At 45.7% G+C, this 18,783-nt stretch carries 14 protein-coding genes; 10 read left to right on the plus strand and 4 right to left on the minus strand.

The window, feature by feature from the left end:
* The coding region (locus RID53_RS24650; RefSeq protein ID WP_446390599.1) for a hypothetical protein at nt 1-209 on the minus strand (209 nt) is incomplete at its 3' end.
* A gap of 214 nt (nt 210-423) precedes the next feature.
* Between RID53_RS24650 and RID53_RS24655 the strand changes: the two genes are divergently transcribed.
* A complete protein-coding gene (locus RID53_RS24655) occupies nt 424-1,008 on the plus strand; it encodes a hypothetical protein (protein ID WP_446390600.1) in 585 nt (194 codons plus the stop codon).
* 91 nt (nt 1,009-1,099) lie between these two features.
* Here the strand turns inward: RID53_RS24655 and RID53_RS24660 are convergent, their stop codons facing one another.
* Together RID53_RS24660 and RID53_RS24665 are read right to left on the minus strand one after the other, a co-directional pair.
* Nucleotides 1,100-1,510, minus strand: a complete 411-nt coding sequence (locus RID53_RS24660; RefSeq protein ID WP_446390601.1) for a hypothetical protein — start codon at nt 1,508-1,510, stop codon at nt 1,100-1,102.
* Between the two features lie 592 nt (nt 1,511-2,102).
* Nucleotides 2,103-2,537: a hypothetical protein gene (locus RID53_RS24665; protein ID WP_446390602.1), complete on the minus strand. Its 435-nt coding sequence runs from the start codon at nt 2,535-2,537 to the stop codon at nt 2,103-2,105.
* Between the two features lie 312 nt (nt 2,538-2,849).
* On the opposite strand from RID53_RS24665, the gene RID53_RS24670 reads away from it, so the two are divergent.
* Together RID53_RS24670 and RID53_RS24675 are read left to right on the plus strand one after the other, a co-directional pair.
* On the plus strand, nt 2,850-4,178 hold the full coding sequence (locus tag RID53_RS24670) for an AAA-like domain-containing protein (RefSeq protein WP_446390603.1): 1,329 nt from the start codon (nt 2,850-2,852) through the stop codon (nt 4,176-4,178).
* A gap of 135 nt (nt 4,179-4,313) precedes the next feature.
* On the plus strand, nt 4,314-7,802 hold the full coding sequence (locus tag RID53_RS24675) for an AAA-like domain-containing protein (protein ID WP_446390604.1): 3,489 nt from the start codon (nt 4,314-4,316) through the stop codon (nt 7,800-7,802).
* A 287-nt stretch (nt 7,803-8,089) separates the two neighbouring features.
* On the opposite strand, the gene RID53_RS24680 is transcribed toward RID53_RS24675, so the two are convergent.
* Nucleotides 8,090-8,968 carry an Rpn family recombination-promoting nuclease/putative transposase gene (locus tag RID53_RS24680; RefSeq protein ID WP_446390605.1) on the minus strand — a complete coding sequence of 293 codons (879 nt, stop codon included), beginning with the start codon at nt 8,966-8,968 and terminating at the stop codon, nt 8,090-8,092.
* A gap of 332 nt (nt 8,969-9,300) precedes the next feature.
* On the opposite strand from RID53_RS24680, the gene RID53_RS24685 reads away from it, so the two are divergent.
* The 7 genes from RID53_RS24685 to cmr4 all read left to right on the plus strand — a co-directional run bounded on the left by RID53_RS24685 (nt 9,301) and on the right by cmr4 (nt 18,720).
* Nucleotides 9,301-10,134, plus strand: coding sequence for a Uma2 family endonuclease (locus RID53_RS24685; protein ID WP_446390606.1), 834 nt, complete (start codon nt 9,301-9,303; stop codon nt 10,132-10,134).
* 147 nt (nt 10,135-10,281) lie between these two features.
* Nucleotides 10,282-10,782: a hypothetical protein gene (locus tag RID53_RS24690; RefSeq protein WP_446390607.1), complete on the plus strand. Its 501-nt coding sequence runs from the start codon at nt 10,282-10,284 to the stop codon at nt 10,780-10,782.
* 268 nt (nt 10,783-11,050) lie between these two features.
* Nucleotides 11,051-12,127 (plus strand): WD40 repeat domain-containing protein, encoded by a 1,077-nt coding sequence (locus RID53_RS24695; protein ID WP_446390608.1) that lies wholly within the window; start codon nt 11,051-11,053, stop codon nt 12,125-12,127.
* 451 nt (nt 12,128-12,578) lie between these two features.
* Entirely contained in the window at nt 12,579-14,705 is a 2,127-nt protein-coding gene (locus tag RID53_RS24700) for a type III-B CRISPR-associated protein Cas10/Cmr2 (RefSeq protein ID WP_446390609.1), read from the plus strand.
* A 485-nt stretch (nt 14,706-15,190) separates the two neighbouring features.
* Nucleotides 15,191-16,279 (plus strand): type III-B CRISPR module-associated Cmr3 family protein, encoded by a 1,089-nt coding sequence (locus tag RID53_RS24705; protein WP_446390610.1) that lies wholly within the window; start codon nt 15,191-15,193, stop codon nt 16,277-16,279.
* A gap of 1,052 nt (nt 16,280-17,331) precedes the next feature.
* Nucleotides 17,332-17,733 (plus strand): four helix bundle protein, encoded by a 402-nt coding sequence (locus tag RID53_RS24710; protein WP_446390611.1) that lies wholly within the window; start codon nt 17,332-17,334, stop codon nt 17,731-17,733.
* A gap of 51 nt (nt 17,734-17,784) precedes the next feature.
* Nucleotides 17,785-18,720, plus strand: coding sequence for a type III-B CRISPR module RAMP protein Cmr4 (gene cmr4, locus RID53_RS24715; RefSeq protein ID WP_446390612.1), 936 nt, complete (start codon nt 17,785-17,787; stop codon nt 18,718-18,720).
* Nucleotides 18,721-18,783: the final 63 nt, after the last annotated feature.

An 18,783-nucleotide genomic window follows, 5' to 3' on the forward strand; every position in this document is an offset into this window, starting at 1 on the left:
CAATAGGCAATAGGCAATAGGCAATAGGCAATAGGCAATAGGCAATAGGCAATAGGCAATAGGCAATAGGCAATAGGCAATAGGCAATAGGCAATAGGCAATAGGCAATAGGCAATAGGCAATAGGCAATAGGCAACACCTCGGACTTCGGCGTGAGCGCGGCAACTGAGCCTGTCGAAGTTCAGGGTTTCCCTCCCATCATGCCTCAAACCCTTACTGTTGCCAAATGAGCTGTTGCCTATTCTCTCATCTCAACCGTTAACTTTAATTGTGTCCGACTACTTAGAACCCCCATTCGGCACTTGAAAATGTAATTCAGTAATTTTTTGAACTAATCCCACGTACAAATCTATAGCTACAGATAGAAGTAATTGTTTTTTAGTAATTGTAGGATAAAAATGATGGAAATTATCGGAGCAGGATATGAAAACTTTAACCACAGCCTTTGGCGTCATTTTATTAACATTAGGACTATCTCCCTTAAGTCAAGCAACGACACGCGATCGCGACGATTTATCAACTCAACCTGTGCCTCAGTCTCATCCCGTTGAATATGCGATTAATATCCCTACCGAAGATAACGTTAATTATGACACCTATTACAACAACCGCTTTGAATATGTGGTTAGGTATCCGGAAGATCTCCTCAACCAACAACCGCCACCTCAAAATAATGATGGTCGTTCCTTTGTTTCGCCCCAAGGCAGCATTAATATGACAGTCAGTGGTTCTCACAATGTTCCCCAGCGAAGTTTAAATGAAGTGTATCAAAATCAATTACAAGCCTATCAAGAAACGGGTCGGGTGACTTATAAAACTCAGCAGGATAATTGGTTCGTCATTTCTGGGTATCAAGGTGGAGAGGTTTTTTACACCAAAACCTTTCTGTACAACAATGACATTCTCGAATTAAGGCTAAACTACGATCGCTCTCTACAACCTGAATTTGATCCGATCGTTTCCCAGATTTCCAATTCATTTATGCCCGTTGGTGATTATCAGTGGTAGTTAACTGAAAAAGAAGGTGGGCAATAAAAATACGATAACATCAGCGTTTCCCAGCTTTATTACTCTTGCCCACCCTACATCTAGAATCATCTTACGCTTGACCAAAGGCTGACTTGACATTCGGGCGATTCAAATAGTAGATAATCACTGCCGAAATGACAATGCTAAAAATAGCACCCCCGACATTTTCTCCCATAAATACATTCACGACATTAACAAGAATGCTAATGGCTTGAAGGACGTATGTTAAAGTCCAAGCCCAGCCTTTGAGAGTAAACAGTCCAAAACTGACAATCAACGCCAGGATACTCAAGACTAAAGAAATAATCGTAATGATGATCAGTGCCCCGCCAGCGCCTGCTGTCTGAGCATCACCGGATACAGCACCTCCAGCCGCTATTAACCCGCCAAAAAAGAGGGCAATAGCACTGAATAAAGTACCCAGCAAACCAGAAATCAGTTGCAGCACCGCAAGAATCGTAACACCTGTTGGACGGCTCATGGTTACTTCCTCTACATAATTGGGCGATCGCGAAAAGTTGGTTTAGTTAAGGATGTCTAGGATTAACTCTCCTTAAATCCATTTTTTTCTGCCTGCCAGTATACAACTAAGACTTAAGCCATGCAATCGGTAAAATTAAGGAAATTATGCCTAACTATTAAGGTGAAATTTATTGAAACTATGTTTTTTTGGGTAAAACTTAAGCAAGATTGACCAAGTTAGGCGTAAAATCTCAGAAAAAATCAGGTTATGGCTGAAAACGGCTCCCGAAAACAATAAATCTAATAAAATTTTAAAGCAAGGATCAGCGCTAACTTTCGCCATGGAGTCGCAATCGCAATTAACCTGGTATCAAATTAAACAAGCTGCTAACCAAGCCTGATAATGATATTCTTGAATTAAGGCTAAACTACGATCGCTCCCTGCAACCTGAATTTGATCCGATCGTTGCCCAGATTTCCAATTCATTTATGCCTGTTGGCGATTATCAGTGGTAGTTAACCGAAAAAGAAGGTGGGCAAGAGCAAAGATGATAGCCTCAGCGCTTCCTTGCTGTATCACTCTTGCCCACCCTACGTCTAAAAACACTTGACTAGACTTTATTAAAGGCTAACTTAACATTCCGGCGATGCAAATAGTAAATAATCACCGCCGAAATAACAATACTAAAAATAGCAGCTCCGGCATTTTCTCCCATAAATACATACACCCCATTAACGATAATACTAATAACTTGAAGAACACGGGTTAATGTCCACGCCCAGCCTTTGAGGATAAACAGTCCAAAACTGGCAAATAACGCGAGTATACTCACGATTAAAGCAATAATCGGTAGGATGATCATCAGTAGTGCCATGCCAGTTACCTGAGCATCACTCGAACTATCACCGAACATAACCAAAATAGTCCAAAAACCCGTTGCCAATATCCCCCGCAAAAAGAGGGCAACAGAACTGACCATGACACCGAGCAAAGCACAAATCATTTGCAGCACGGCAAGAATGGTAACACCTGTTGGACGTGTCATAGTTACTCCTTTAATATAATTGTGCGATCGCGAAACATCGATTTCATTAAGGAGGTCTTAGAATTGACGTTCCTTAACTCTATTTGTATGACTGTTATTATATGAATGAGGCTGAAAACCGTACAATTGGTAAACTTAAGGTAATTATGCTTAAAAATTGTGTTCGCTATATATGATGTTTTATGGAAAATTATGGAAATTGACTAAGTTTGGCGCAAAATCTCGGAAAAAGTCAGGTTATGACTCAACACGGCTGCCAAAACAAATAAATTTGATAAAATTTCAGAGCAAGGAACAGCGCTAACTTTCGCCATGGATTCCCAATCACAACCAACTTGGCATCAAATTAAACAAACGGCTAACCAAGGCTTGTATCGCACAACGGGTAGCTACCTGAGTGATGTAGAAGAAAAAGTCTTGCACAGCGCTTGGGAGGGCTACAGTTATGAGCAAATTGCCGAACAGCATAACTTCACCGTCAATTACATTCGAGGAGATGTCGGACCCCAGTTATGGCGTAAGCTGTCTGAGGTATTATCCGAGAAAGTTAGCAAAACCAATTTTCGGGAAGCCTTAACCCGAGAATACTTCAGAAAATCGCAACCTGTATCCTCATCGAAGATAGAATATCCCAATGGACCTGTACCCCTACGTTCTCAGTTCTATGTAGAACGCCCTCCCATTGAAACCGATTGTTATCAGACAATTTTGCAACCTGGGGCGCTGATTCGGATTAAAGCGCCGCGCAAGATGGGAAAAACTTCCCTCTTGGATAGAATTATTGAGTATGCTGAGACGCAAGATTATCGCACCGTCCGTTTAAATCTGCGACAAATTGAGCAGGCAAAATTTAGTGACTTGGATAAGTTTCTGCGCTGTTTTTGTGCCTGTATTAGCGATAAATTAAACCCTGCGGCGGTGCTGTCTGATTATTGGAATGAAGACCGAGGCAGTATGCTCAGTTGTACTCGCTATTTTGAAATGCTTTTGGCACAAGCAGAGAGTCCCTTGGTTTTAGCCCTGGATGAAGTAGACCGAGTATTTCAATATCCCGATATTGCCACGCACTTCTTCCCACTCATCCGCAGTTGGCATGAAGAAGCCAATAATCTCGAACTATGGGAACAACTACGCTTGGTGGTGGTTCATAGCACGGAAGATTATGGCTCATTAGATATTAATCAATCTCCATTTAATGTTGGTTTACCTGTGCCATTAGCGGAATGGACGTCTCAACAAGTAGAAAATTTGGCACAGCGTCATTCTCTGGATTGGAATTTGCAAATTGGTAGTGAAGGGCTTGTACCGTTACTGGCAAAGGTGGGCGGACATCCTTATTTAGTGCGATTGGCACTTTATAAACTGGCAACTGAACAGATTACATTGGATGAGTTATTACAAGATGCGGCTACAGATGCGGGAATCTATAGTCAACATTTGCGTCACCACTTAGCCACGTTGAAAGAACATCCAGAACTAGCTAACGCCCTGGAAAAGGTGGTAAATGCAACTGAACCTGTGCCATTAGATACAATGCAGGCGTATAAGTTACATAGTATGGGGTTAATTGAACAGCAGGGGAATCAGGTTACACCCCGATGTCAATTGTATCGGCAGTATTTTCGAGAACATTTTAATTAGTCATTTGTCATTTGTCATTTGTCACAAAATTTGCAATTTAGTCAGGGCGGGTTTCGTTACATCTGGGTGAAGGAAGAAACGATAGCAGTGAAACCCGCCCCTACACAAGAATAAAAAAATAGCAGAATTTAGACTATGAGTGTATTAACCAGAACAGAAAATTATTATAAAATTGGCGGCAGCTTAAAGTATCAACACCCCACCTATGTGAAACGCCAAGCTGATGATGAATTGTATGATGGATTGAAACAGGGGGAATATTGCTATGTGTTGAACTCGCGGCAGATGGGCAAGTCTAGCTTGCGCGTTCGGATGATGAAAATTCTCAAAAGTGAAGGCATAAAATGTGCGTCGATTGATATGACACGGCTGGGAAGTCAAACGACGCCAGAGGCATGGTATCTGGGTATTGTTTCTGAGTTGGCGAGGAATTTTGGTCTATCGACTCGGTTTGATGATATTGCCTGGTGGAAGCAACATGACATATTATCACCGTTACAACGTTTGAATTGGTTTATCGAGGATGTGTTACTGACTCAGTTTGATCAAAATCTAGTTGTTTTTCTGGATGAAATCGATAGTATTATTAAACTCAATTTCAAGGACGACTTTTTTGCATTTATTCGTGCCTGTTATAACCAACGCGCCGATAATCCAGATTATAATCGCCTCACGTTTTGTTTATTGGGAGTTGCCACGCCTTCCAATTTAATGGATGACAAGAAACGCACCCCCTTTAATATCGGGCGTTCAATTCAGCTTGGTGGTTTTCAATTTGAAGATGCTAAAGCCTCGTTAATTCCTGGATTTGCAGATAAAGTTGATGATCCGGAAACGGTGTTAAAAGAGGTATTAAACTGGACAGGCGGACAACCCTTTCTCACCCAGAAATTATGCTATCTGATTGGTAAGCATACTCAAAGCCGTACCCCCGATATTGCCAAAATTGTCCACACTCATATCCTGGAAAACTGGCAATCTCAGGATGAACCAGAGCATTTACGAACGATTCGCGATCGCCTGCTGAGTAATGAACAACGAGCAGAGCGTTTGCTGGGGCTGTATCAGCAACTTTTGCAACAGGGACAAGTGGCGGTAAATGATCATCCAGAACAGATGGAATTACGCCTAAGTGGGTTAGTAGTTAAACAGCAGCAAACCTTAAGGGTTTATAATCGCATTTATCAGACTGTATTTAATCGGCAATGGGTGAATGAAAAACTCGCCAACTTGCGACCCTATTCAGAAGCCATAACTGCCTGGTTTGCATCCAAGGGTCAGGATAATTCCCGACTGTTGCGGGGTCAAGCGTTACAGGAAGCAAGACAATGGGCGGCTAATCAATGCTTAAGTGATCAGGATTATCAATTTTTAGCCAAAAGTGAGCAATGGGAAAAATGGGAAGTTGAACGCGCTTTAGATGCTGAAAAGAAAGAGCGCAAATTAGTCCTATTAGAGATGCAAATTGCTCAAGAGAAAATTAAACAGGCACAGGAGCAAGCACGACGGGAAAAATGCCAAAATCGGCTTAAATTTGCCGTGACTTGGGCTTTGGTTCTTGCGGTTGCCACAGGGACTGGTTTTTATGTTCGTCAACAACTGAAACAGGCTTATACCGAATCCCTGGAAGAGCAAATAAAAAAAGCAGGGGATAGCGCTTTGCTTAAGTTTGAGTTGGGGCAACTTGAGGCATTATTGCAAGCCATGAAAGCGGGGCATACCTTAGCAACGTCATTTGGTGAGCGTCCCTTAGTCAACTATCCCACAACTCGTCCAGTGTTAGCGTTGCAGGAAATTCTAAACAATATTCAGGAACGGAATCAACTGCATCATCAAACCAGTGTGGAAAGCCTCGCCTTTAGCCGCGATGGACAAACCATTGTCACGGCTTCCCTGGATGGCATGATTCTTATGTGGAACCGACAAGGAAAACCCATTGGACAATTGCCGGGACATCAAGCCAGAGTCACCAGTATTGCCATTAGTCAAGATGGACAACGCATTGCCAGCGCCTCAATTGATGGTACGGTTCGCTTGTGGCATCGCCAAGGAAATGGAATGCAAGAATTGCCAAAACAGCAGGGTTGGGTGAGAAGCGTTGCCTTTAGTCCCGATGGACAGTTAATTGCCACGGCGTCATCGGATCACACGGCACGTTTGTGGGATATTCAGGGTAATTTGTTGCAAGAATTTACCGGGCATGAAGATGAAGTAACCCGTGTTGCTTTTAGTCCCAATGGCGAGTTGATTGCCACAGCGTCATCGGATCACACGGCGCGTTTGTGGGATATTCAGGGCAATTTGTTGCAGGAATTTAAAGGACATCAGGGATGGGTGAGAAGCGTTGCCTTTAGTGCCGATGGAACCTTGATTGCTACGGCGTCATCGGATCACACGGCGCGTTTATGGGATATTCAGGGCAATCTGTTGCAGGAATTCAAAGGACATCAAGGGCGAGTGACTCAGGTGATGTTTAGCCCTGATGGGCAGTTTTTGGGAACAGCTTCTATGGATGGTACGGCTCGCCTGTGGGATTGGCAAGGAAATGTGGTACAAAACTTAAAAGGGCATCAAGGTTTAGTGACAGATCTCGCCATGAGTCGGGATGGTCAAATTATTGCTACAGCCACATCTGACGGCATTGCCCACCTATGGACGCGATCGCACAATCAGCCGTTGCAAGGACATCAAGATGGGGTTACCCATGTCACCTTTAGCCCCGATGGGCAGGTGTTGGGGACAGCTTCATCTGATGGTACAGCTCGCCTCTGGAATCGGCAAGGGAAATCCATCCTGGAATTCAAGGGACATCAAGGGAGTGTCACATACATCACCTTTCGTCCAGATCAGCAAATGATCGCTACTGCCTCATCTGATGGTACTGTTCACTTATGGGACATCCAGGGTAAATTGCAAAGACGCTTACACAACCATTCCGGCAGCGTGGCACAAGTGGCATTTAGCCCCGATGGACAACTGATTGCCACGGCTTCTTCTGATGGTATTGCCCGCTTATGGGATATTCAAGGGAATCTACTGCAAGACTTGATCGGACATCAAGGGCGGATAAGAAGCCTCGCCTTTAGTCCCGATGGCACGCAGATTGCCACCGCTTCATCGGATCGCACGGTTCGCCTTTGGGACTTGCAAGGGAATCTGCGACAGGAATTGAAAGGACATCAGGGATGGGTTAAAAGTGTCGCTTTTAGTCCCGATGGAGACTATATCGCTACGGCTTCCATTGATGGCATAGTTCGTCTCTGGAATACTGACGGGAACCTAGTCAAAGAACTCAACCAGCATCCCAGTGGAATAACCCATATTGCCTTTAGTCCAGATGGAACCCAGATTGCCACCGCCTCATTCGAGGGTATCGCCCGTTTATGGGACTTACAGGGAAACCTAGTACAAGAAATTAAAGGACATCAAGGTGCTGTGGTTAGCGTTACTTTTAGTCCCGATGGAACCCAAATTGCCACGGCTTCATCGGATGGCACCGCCCGGATTTGGCAGGTTGAAGGGTTAGGGGAATTGATCTCCAGAGGATGTACCTGGTTAAAAGATTATTTGGTGACTCATCCCGAAGCACGAGAGGAACTCCAGGTTTGTGATTTTAAGGAATAGGGAATTATTAAAAACTGATATTAATTAGGGCTTGCTGAATAAGTCGGAGAAAAATAACTGATGGACTAATTAGGGCTTGCTGCCTAAGTGTGTAAGGTAGACTAGATAGGGGTTTCAAGCCATTTTTTGACCCAACAAGTGCTTTCGTTTTTACACTACCACTCTCTTGCATCCTGGAATTTTTGCCAACCTCAGCGCCGAATTCTCCCTCGAAAGAGGGTTGAAACCATTGCAAGAAAGCCTATTGCCTATTGCCTCTCCCCACCACAAGACTTATTCAGCAGACCCTAATTATCTAACCACTGCTCCAATTCGTCCAAGGTTGTAAATGTCAAAATTGTCTCGACTAAACGGTCTAATTGTTGCAAAGATAATTGTTCTATTTTAGCCTGAAACTCTGGAGGAACAGTGCCAAACTTCTGCCGCAGTAGAAGTGAAACTAATTTTAAACTTTGCTCAAGTTTGGCAAAATTAATCTCGCCTTTCCTATCTACAATAAATAATTCCTGCTTGTGCAACTCCTCTAATTCTTTATTACTTAAGTTAGCACGACTGGCAATATTTAACGCTTCTCCTATTTCTGGTACTGCCGCCAGAGACTCAGGAATTATGTCTAAACTTGGGGCGGCTTTGAGGAAATAAATCCACTTGTCGCTAAGGGTTTCTAATTCTGAGAGTTGTTTATTGAATTTGGGTAACTCCAGAAAAATTAGTGTTAACTCGTCTCGATAGTTAAATAGCTGTTTTTCCTCTTTAAGTCGAAATCGGTTAATCATTTGTGTGCTATTCTTAAACAATAAAAAATCCGTAATCGTTAAAGCGATGAATGGACGCAACGTTGTATATTTTTCTCCCATGTCTAATTGGTTAGCATACGCTTTTGCGGTGTTGTAGATTACTCGTTTCTCAAAAGCTTCGACATTTAAGACTTGCATCTCTATGATTACCGTAGACCCATTATCTAAAACTGCCCTGACATCTAGATAGGTATCTTTAAGCGTGCTGGTACTGCCCGGATTATAGGGATCGATTATTTCTAAAGATTTTATAGTGTTTTTGCCTTCGTAAACGATGGCGTTGAGAAAGCTGATCAGAATTTTTTGGCTGCGATTTGAGCCGAAAATCTTCTTGAAAGCAAAGTCAGTTTTTGGACTAATAAATCTCATGGTTAGTTCTCTGGGTTTAAAATTAAGTTATGGGATTTCACAAGAAATGGCTACGATAAGCTTGTCAAGGTTTTACATTTGGTATAAATAGCGAGTTGCTTGGTCGCACTACAAGGATGAGAGCAAGTATTGACAATTAGGTTTAAATGACAAACAGCTTCGTCCTCCTACGTTGATCATAAAGCGGCGGGGTAGTGATAGGCTATCCTACGTCTGCTGGGGCGTCGTCGCTGTGTCATCGAGGTTTTGACTGTTGCGATCGCGCTTAAACAGCTTGGTTGATTTGGCGTGTGTCGAATTATTATGATGGTAAAGACTTTAAGCAACGTGTTATGGCAATCAAATACCGAATCGAGCAAAATCATCCGCCTCGTTCTCCTAGAGAAAGCTTGCCTACCATGTACGATTTACCGAGTGAAAATCCGGAGGAACCTGGTTTGCCTGACGAATTTCATGATCTTCAACCCGAACTATTGCGCGTGACGTTTCATCCAGCTAACTACCCACCTGAGCAAATATTTTGCGGTAGTGATATGAACCTTTACTACGATGCGCGTCACCATTATTGGTATAAACGACCCGATTGGTTTGGTGTGGTGGGCGTATCAAGACTTTATGATCAGGAGGATTTACGGTTAAGTTATGTGATTTGGCAAGAAATGGTGCGTCCGACGGTGGTGGTGGAATTATTGTCACCAGGGACGGAAAAAGAAGATTTAGGTAGAAGTACACGCCTGAGTAGTGAACCCCCGACAAAATGGGAAGTCTACGAACAAATTTTAAATGTCCCCTATTATGTGGTGTTTGACCGCTATACGGATCGATTAAGAGGGTTTGCACTTACGGCTGGTTTTTACCAAGAGTTGGAGTTAACCGAACCGAGGATTTGGATACCCCAACTGGAATTAGGTTTGGGATTGTGGTCGGGAGAGTACGAAGGGATTAATCGTCTATGGTTACGTTGGTACGATGCTGAAGGGAATTGGATTCTAACCCCAACTGAACGGGAAGCGATCGCCCAAGAACAACTGCAAGCTGAACGACAACGGACTGAAGCCGAACGACAACGGGCTGAAGCTGAACGACAACGGGCTGAAGCTGAACGAGTGCGATCGCAGCGTCTTGAAGAACTGTTGCGTTCCCACGGGATCGATCCAAATAGTTGATCTCAACTCCAACCTTCCTGGTATATTCAAGCTAGATCCCCGACTTCTTCAAGAAGTCAGGGATCTGGGATATCTCATTGCATAAGTCTCTGACAGTGAGAGATACAACTCAGTATTAGATATCGATCTGCTGCTGTCAGGTGAACTATGCATCCAACTAACGATCCTTCGGCGTATTCCTCAACCCACTCTCCTTGTACCTCTGTTCCCCTTGATTTGTTCAAAAGTGGACAGTTGCTGGCGATTAAACCTGACTGTCGGGGAGCCTTAATTATCCAAAAACGGTTTTATGCTGATTTTGTGGGTTCTGGGGCTGCGGTGGGCAGTAGTTTTGACGTTGATTGTACATCAGTGTATGCAATTGGGGAGGTTGAATTTTATGCGCCTACTACATACACTGAACGCCAGCAAGCATTTCAGAAACGCCGGGAATATTGCGAAACGTTACAATCGATTGTCGTCATACCTGCTCCCCTCGATCGCGCCACCACAATCCTCCATCAATTGTCTCTCTGGTTGGACGTTAATGTGATTTCCGAAATTCCCTCGGCTTTGATTGCCCAGTTAGCCGGAGTGTTGACAAAGACTGTAATGATTATTCGCCAACAACGTCCAACTAATCCTGCGGAAAGATTAAATATTCATTAAATTTCTCAGCCAGATTATTTAATTTAACCCGAAAGTATGAGGTAGATTGATCCATTCCAAGTGATCATGGCATCGTTACCGTAGTTTGGGAGTTTCGCGATGCCTGGATTCTCTGTAAGTTATACCGTCTCCGAATTAATTTCTCTAATTTTTTGTGCTGTTGTTGGCACGGGAATAATATTTATGGGATACTTTTTGGCATTATCTGTCGTCTAAGGGAACAATCTCACCCATTCCGGTGGGATGGTGTTGTTCTCAAGGGTTAACTATGAGTCGTCGGTCAAGTTCTTACGCGGTTTTCGTCGTACTGGCGGTTATAACTGTACTGTCTGTTATCGTAACTAACGTGCCGCGATCGCTGTCTGTCTCCCCAAGTTCTGGCAATGCTACTCTCATCGCCGCTACGCCGACTCAACAATGGCAAGATGCCAAATTATTGCGTAATATTAAGGGACATACAGATGCCGTAGGTGCGATCGCGATTAACCTAGATGGACAATTCTTCGCCACAGGTAGCGATGATCAAACGATTAAACTCTGGAACCTAAACACAGGTCAGCCATTGCGGACACTTTCTGGACATTCGGATCAAGTTACGGCTCTCGCCATTAGTCCCGATGGAGAAAAATTGGTGAGTGGGGGAGGTATTGAGGACGGTTCAATTAAACTCTGGAATCTGCAAACAGGTGAATTAATTAATACTCTCCAAAAGAAAGAAGGGATGATTCCATCTTTGGCAATTAGTCCAGACGGACAAATTCTAGCCAGTGGAAGGAGAGGAGAAGGATTAGGGTTTGTTTCGGAAATCGCCCTTTGGGATTTAGAAACAGGCGAACAACTGCTTCAGTTTGAGATTGAAAATTTAACCCTGTCTCTTGCGTTTAGTCCCAATGGAGAACTCCTTGCCAGTGGTTCTGAGGACGGTACTATTCATCTATGGAATTGGCAGAGTGGAGAAATTCTGCATATCCTCCAGCATCCTCAGTCTTTAAGAGCATTGGCATTTAATCAGGATGGAAATGTCTTAGTGAGTGAGAGTTTTGCCGAAACAGTTAACCGATGGAATCCAAAAACTGGGGAATTACTGTCCACACCTATAGAAAACCCCAAACCTGTCTTTGTCAATGCCTTGGCGTTGCATCCGTCGGGTAATATCTTAGCCAGTGCGTTAGGTCCTTATGGCAGATTAGGGTTATGGAATTTGCAAACAGGTGAGTTGATGACGACGTTAGAAGGATTTTCCGGTTCGATTTTCTCCCTCGGCTTTAGTCATGATGGACAGATATTGGTAAGTGGGAGTAATGATGGCGCGATCGCTATTTGGGGAACGGGGAACAGGGAATAGGCAATAGGCAATAGGCAATAGGCAAGAGTGTTTTTAGGGAATGGGCAATGGGCAATAGGCAATAGGCAATAGGCAATAGGCAATAGGCAATAGGCAATAGTCGGGGCGGGTTTAGTTACATCTGGGTGAGGGAAGAAACGATAGTTGTAAAATCAGCCCCTACATTCGGAAAGGGCGGGTTTTGAACAAAGGTTAGTATCAATAGCGGAACGAAAGCCCATAAACCCGCCCCTACAAACCATACTTCCTCAACTTCCACCACTGCCTAAAATAACTAAACTCAACAACGTCCCTGTATTCCAGAGACTGTGAACGAGCATGGGCGCTACAAGATTGCGCGATCGCGTGTTATTGTAGGGAGAGTGCCAATGGATTTTGGGATAGTCTATTCAGGCTGTTGTGATAGAGTAATGAGTAAATCGGATGATTCTCGCGATCGCACAATTCCCTCGTGTCTAATTCCTTCTGGCAAGCCAAAATCCAAGGATTACTCTATGATTTTGACCGGGATAGGTTGAGAAACGCCACCGGGGAAAATGCTCAAGTCTTTTTAAATGCCCTAAAATCGGTCAATCCTGCCCCGACTGTATCCCAAGCCTATCAAATTGCTGAAGCTAGCGATCGCGCCCTGCTGAATGGGTTGCAGTTGCCCCTGACTCTGCCGACGCTGAAGGTGGCACATCTGCTATCGGGGGCAGAACTCCCTCTATCGGTGAATGTAACTGATTACTATCGGTTAACCTCCCCGTCACCCGCAGACAGCCCCCCCAACTCCCCAGAATCCATCGATTCCCGCCAACTCTTTTGGTGGCTATGGCGCTGCTTACCCGAAGCCGTGAGTCAGCGACTGGGAGAGGATGCCTTACTCATGCCAGCAGTACCCCTATTACCCGATGCCTCGGTGTGGAGTCAAGCCAGCCTCACCGCCGCTTTAGCTGGGGCATTAACTGACCCGAACTCCTCCCCTCCCCATCTGGCTACCTTTAGCTTTTCTCCGGTGCAAGAGTTAATTAAAGCCAGTCGCAAAATGCGGGATTTCTGGGCAGGGTCTTGGGTGTTGCATTATCTGTCGGCTAAACTTTGCTGGCGGCTGGCACAATGCTATGGACCCGATAGCCTGATTTATCCGAGTCTGTTTCAGCAACCCTTAATTGACCATTGGTTGGGGCAGACGTGGGCGGAGTTTCGACCGTGGATACCGCAACCGTCAGCATCTGTCTTACTCACCGCCGGATTCCCTAATGTGATTGTTGCCCTTCTTCCCGCTAAAGACGTGAAGTCTGCCATGCAAACCGCCCGTCAAACCCTGCTGGCGGAATGGTCTAGGATTGGGCAGTTGGTGTTTGCTGAGTTAAGGCGACGCCACTGGATGCCGGATTTAGGGGAAAATAGTGCTACTTGGTCGGGGTGGTTGGCGTCTCAGTGGCAAACCTATTGGACGGCGTTACCGATTGGCGTGAATCCCTTGACAAATCAGGCAATTGCTGCATCAGACGCCGCCCAACTGCAAGCCTGGTTAGACCCGATGAATCGTCTGTGCCAGCTTCAGGATACTCCAGACCAACGCCGCGCCCTGTTTTTACCGGAGGAATTGGAGTTTATGCGGGCGGTGTATGAAAAAGACCCCTCGATGGGGGTGAATGTGGGGTCATGGTGGTCTTATTTGTTTGACCAACTGCGATATGCGGCGGGTACAGTGAAAAATAGTCGGGTTTGGCAAGTGCCAACGGCTTTTTTACCTCGGTCTACGGTGTCGGGTATCGGTTCAGTGGTGTATCCTAATCCAGACCAACGCTATACCACAGAAGGGGATACGGGGAAATACTGGGAACGACAGGTGGGATTGTTTGATGGGATTGAAGAACTCAACGCTACGGAGACGCTGAAGCGGGGGTTGCATCAGGTTTTACCGCAATTGTTAGGGGGACGCGGAGAGGGGGAGATGGGGGGACGCGGAGAGGGGAGGAGGTTTGAACGACAATTGTATCCAGATTTGAGTTCTGGTGTGGCGGGTTGGTTGCGGACTCATCCGCAGGCGATAGAGTATTTTCGTTGGGTAACGGCTGAAATTAGTCAAGCTTTTGCCTGGACGACGCAATCACCGGGGACAGGGGATTTTCCCCCGGCGACGCAACCTTGGGGGATTCCTTGGATTGAACAAAATTATCCCGATTTACTTAATTCTCGCTTGCTGAATGCGGGATGGTTGATTGATGAGTTTACCCCCACCAATCCTAATCCCAGCCAACCTTTTACCCGTGAAGCACAAAAGCAGGTGAGACAGGCAGAATGTCAGCGGGTTGGGTTGAAGATTGCTGAGTATTTTACACCGGGGAATAATCCCAGTGATTGGTATGTCCTGGCGGCTGGGGATGGGGATGGGATGAGTCGCTGGTTGAATGGGGAACGATTGAAGGCGTATCGGCAAGGGTTTGAGGCGGATTTAGCTGGGTATTTGCGGGCATTAAGTCACACCACACCCCTCCCCCAGCAGGATGACACTATCCAAGGTTGGTTGAAATTAACGGCGTTTATTTTGCGTCATCGGCAGATTGGTATGGGTGAGGGGATGGGGTGAGGGGGTGACACGGGGACGCGGGGACACGGGGACGCGGAGACGCGGGGACGCGGGGACGCGGAGACGCGGGGACAGGGAGACAGGGAGACAGGGAGACAGGGAGACGCGGGGACAGGGAGACGCGGGGACAGGGAGACACGGGGACAGGGAGACGCGGAGAGGGGGTGATGGGGGGCTGACTTTTCACGGGAAGTCTAGAAACCTGAGTCGGGGCGGGTTTAGTTACATCGGGTTACAACCGAAAAGATAGTGGTGAAACCCGCCCCTACACAATAATGTCAATAATGACGAAATCCTGGTAGTGCGTTAAGCGAAGCCATGCCGCAGGCTTTGCATCTTGCTCGCTATTAAGTGGGTGGACACAATTAAAGTTAATGGTTGAGATTAAGAAACAGGGAACAGGGAACAGGGAACAGGGAATGGGCAATAGTAAAGAATAACAAATGACCAATGACCAATGACCAATGACAAATGACCAATGACCAATGGAATGGTATACAATTACGCCTTTAGATGTACTGCTATTTCGAGACGCCAAACCCTTTTCTCCTGGAGAACGGGCTTGGGCAAGTAGTCTATTTCCGCCTAATGGTCATGCTATTGCGGGGGCGATTCAGGGGTTACTTCAACGGGAACAGGATTTTCACTTGATTGGTCCGTTTCTGTGTTATCAGGAAACCCTTTATTTTCCTATTCCTTTAGCCTACAGCCAAACTGTACCCTTGGTGCCTCTGGCTTGGGATCATACCCATCCTCTTTATGGTGTCCTCCAAACCAATCCCGAACAATGCCAACCTTTAGTTCGGGCGTCTTGGGCGTCTCCGCCGGGGAGGGGAAGGAAGCAGGATTATTTTCAATATCTACCCTTTCCGGTGATTTGGGAGTATCTGAAAACGGGTCAGATTCCACCCCGTCAATGGCAAGGGGTAGAGGCGGGTCAAACCCAACCCTGGCAGGGCGAAACTCGTTCTCATAATACGATAGATCGAGGCGGGCGATCGGTGCTAGATGCTGATGGCTATTTTGTCGAGAACGCCATCCGCCTGAATCCGGGCTGGAGTCTTGCTATTGCCCTAGAGGGTCAATTCAATCTACCTCAAGGTAGCATTCTGCGACTGGGAGGGGAAGGACATCGGGCGATTTTAGCCCCTTGTCCCCCGTTAGGGGATCAGTGGAATGGTTTGCAGCAGGTGTCTGTGGGGAATCAGGGGAGATCACAAAAATCTCTGGCGTATTTAGTGACTCCAGGGGTATTTGAACGGCGTCACCATGGTACAGCCTTGTGTCAGGCATATCCTTGGGAATGGTATTTTGCTTATCCGGCGAAGGCGAATCAAAAGGTTGGTCCTTTAGTCAGTTTTGCGACAGACAAACCCTTAGCGATTAGTTGTCGGATGCGGTATGGGGACAATCAGAGTATACCCGCCCCCCAAGTCTTTGCCGCGCCACCAGGAACGGTTTACTATTTAGAACATCCTGCCCCGTTGTTTCAGGAGAGGTTGGATGCGCCGAATCATGTTCGCCGTTGGCGTAAGTTAGGCTATTCTCAATTATTCTGGTTACCGTTTGGGTGACGCGGAGAGGGGGTGACGCGGAGATGGGGTGACGCGGAGAGGGGGTGACGCGGAGATGGGGTGACGCGGGGACGCGGGGACGCGGAGAGGGGGTGACGCGGAGAGGGGGTGACGCGGGGACGCGGAGAGGGGGAATGGGGAATAGTACAGAATGTCCTAACTTACCAAGGTAGCTGCTATACAAAGGACAAATGACCAATGACGAATGACCAATGACAAATGACCAATGACCACCGACGCTCAGGTAAAATGGCTGAAAGGCTGATTCTTTCGTTGTGAGCGTCGGTCGCTTTCCCTGTAAGGGTTTCAACGATTTTTTCGGTCGGGTTTGTCGGATTTTTTCGGTCAATATTGGTGAGCGTCGGAAAGTGCCTCTAGACCTCAAGCAGGGCAAGGGTTTAAGATGAAGGGGTCCCCACTCGCTGGGGAAACTATTGGAATGGAAACCTTTAGAACAAATTTAAAAATACTTAGTGTCTTTTGTCCCCACTCGCTGGGGAAACTATTGGAATGGAAACCCCCCACCAACACTCAGGCTAGTGGGGGATTTTTGTGGACTTCCAGAAAATAAACATATCGTGTCCGGTTGTCTTTAAATTGTTTGTAGTAGGCACTTTAGTGCATTAAAATGGCTTATTAAAGTGCTGACTACGAACAGGCTCATACAAGCCTGATAAAACCGGACATGATATAATTTCAGATAATGGTAAATCCAAAAAAGAGAGCTAATTCAATACATAAAAATACTGAATCGAGGTTTGATCGAGTTCCCTATTTCGGGCTTGCTGAATTAATCTGTCAGCTATACTATACAAGGGTTTTAATGTATTTTTTCACCCAACAAGTGCAAGGTTTTGGCACATAAATACTCAAAATCGAAGCATCTGTAACAGGAAAAATGTATCCCATGTCTCCCCGCGTCTGGAGCGTCCTTTGCCTCACCACAACACTTATTCAGCAGCCCTATTTAGGATTGCTATATGATGTTTAAATGCACAAAAGCGTATACCAAGACAATAATACCAAGACAATAAAAAGACAGGAGTAGGTAAATGGTAAATATACGTTCATTCAAGGAGTTAAGAGTATGGAATAATGCTATAGATGTAGCCATGAATATTTTTGAGATTACTAAATCTTTTCCAGTAGAAGAACGCTTTTCTTTAACTGATCAGATACGTCGTTCATCAAGGTCTGTTGCTGCCAATATCACAGAAGCATGGAGAAAACGGAGGTATCCAGCCGCCTTTGTCAGTAAGCTTAGTGACGCCGAAAGTGAAGCGGCAGAAACTCAAACTTGGATTGAGATTGCTTTGAGATGCGGCTATTTAACAAAAGAAGAAGCTTCATACCTAGATTCTCGATGTGAAGAAGTATTGGGACAAATCGTGGCAATGATAAACCATCCAGAGAAATGGACAATCCGGTCTAATTCTTCTGCCTTAAGGTCTTAAATCTCCCTCTCCGCGTCTCCCTATCCCCGCGTCCCACAAACCCCTAACTCAATGAATCAAATTCACTACTTGTATTTATACCTCCTTTCTCCTTTACATACGGGAGGCACCACCCAAGAGGGAAACTTGGTGGGAATTGCCCGTGAATCTCATACCAATTTACCCTATATTCCCTCCTCCACAATTCGTGGGCGGCTGCGGGCGAGTGTCAATGATGAGGCGCTACGGGTGCAGTTATTTGGTCCGGAATTAACGGATATTAAAAGTCCCACGGCTAGTGATACGAGTCCGAATCCGAGTCCGGAATCGTCTCAATTAGAACAGGGAGATATTTGGTTGGGCGATGGTTCAGTATTATGGTTACCGGTGTCTTCGTTGAGTCATGGCGTGGTGTGGATTAGTTCCCCGATGTTATTACGTCGCTGGGCAAGGTTTGTGGCAGATTTACTGACTATTCCAGCCCCCTACAGCACGAATTTGGTATCGGAAACCACGGAGAATCCCCGACCGATTTATTTGAAGGATGCGATCATTAAGGATAGTTTGCAGCCCTGGTCGAATTGGCAAAGGTTTGTTCCCCAAGCTGAAAATCAGAGTGAAATTCAGCGGGTGTTACTGTTACCAGACCAGCATTGCAGTACGTTAATTCAAATGAGTTTATGGCGGCAAGTCAAGATTAAGTTAGATGCCCATAAATCCGTTGAGGGAGGGTTTCGCTATGAAGAGGCGATTCCACCGGATACGTTAATGTATGTACCGTGGGGGGTAACGTCTCAAGTGAATAGTAAGGCGACAACGAAACGGGGACAAGAGTTGGCGAATCGCCGACAAGGTTTAGCTGAGGGGTATGGGATGTCGTCTACGGAGAATGGGGTGGATTTAGCTAGGGGTTTGTTTGAATGGTTGCTTGATGAGGAGGAACGGAACATTCTGCAATTTGGGGGACAGGAAAGTTTGGGACGGGGGTTTGTGCAGTCGTTTCGTTAGGGAATAGGGAATAGGGAATAGGGAATAGGGAATAGGGAATGGGGAATGGGGAATAGGGAATGG

This window comes from Coleofasciculus sp. B1-GNL1-01 (assembly GCF_040220235.1).
Taxonomy (GTDB): domain Bacteria; phylum Cyanobacteriota; class Cyanobacteriia; order Cyanobacteriales; family Coleofasciculaceae; genus Coleofasciculus.

What these genes read in the sequence shown, in the direction of transcription:
- RID53_RS24695 (WP_446390608.1), top strand. Translation starts at nt 11,051, where the DNA reads ATGAGTCGTCGGTCAAGTTCTTACGCGGTTTTCGTCGTACTGGCGGTT.
- RID53_RS24665 (WP_446390602.1), bottom strand. Translation starts at nt 2,537, where the DNA reads ATGACACGTCCAACAGGTGTTACCATTCTTGCCGTGCTGCAAATGATT.
- cmr4 (WP_446390612.1), top strand. Translation starts at nt 17,785, where the DNA reads ATGAATCAAATTCACTACTTGTATTTATACCTCCTTTCTCCTTTACAT.
- RID53_RS24670 (WP_446390603.1), top strand. Translation starts at nt 2,850, where the DNA reads ATGGATTCCCAATCACAACCAACTTGGCATCAAATTAAACAAACGGCT.
- RID53_RS24690 (WP_446390607.1), top strand. Translation starts at nt 10,282, where the DNA reads ATGCATCCAACTAACGATCCTTCGGCGTATTCCTCAACCCACTCTCCT.
- RID53_RS24680 (WP_446390605.1), bottom strand. Translation starts at nt 8,968, where the DNA reads ATGAGATTTATTAGTCCAAAAACTGACTTTGCTTTCAAGAAGATTTTC.
- RID53_RS24675 (WP_446390604.1), top strand. Translation starts at nt 4,314, where the DNA reads ATGAGTGTATTAACCAGAACAGAAAATTATTATAAAATTGGCGGCAGC.
- RID53_RS24685 (WP_446390606.1), top strand. Translation starts at nt 9,301, where the DNA reads ATGGCAATCAAATACCGAATCGAGCAAAATCATCCGCCTCGTTCTCCT.
- RID53_RS24705 (WP_446390610.1), top strand. Translation starts at nt 15,191, where the DNA reads ATGGAATGGTATACAATTACGCCTTTAGATGTACTGCTATTTCGAGAC.
- RID53_RS24660 (WP_446390601.1), bottom strand. Translation starts at nt 1,510, where the DNA reads ATGAGCCGTCCAACAGGTGTTACGATTCTTGCGGTGCTGCAACTGATT.
- RID53_RS24710 (WP_446390611.1), top strand. Translation starts at nt 17,332, where the DNA reads ATGGTAAATATACGTTCATTCAAGGAGTTAAGAGTATGGAATAATGCT.
- RID53_RS24655 (WP_446390600.1), top strand. Translation starts at nt 424, where the DNA reads ATGAAAACTTTAACCACAGCCTTTGGCGTCATTTTATTAACATTAGGA.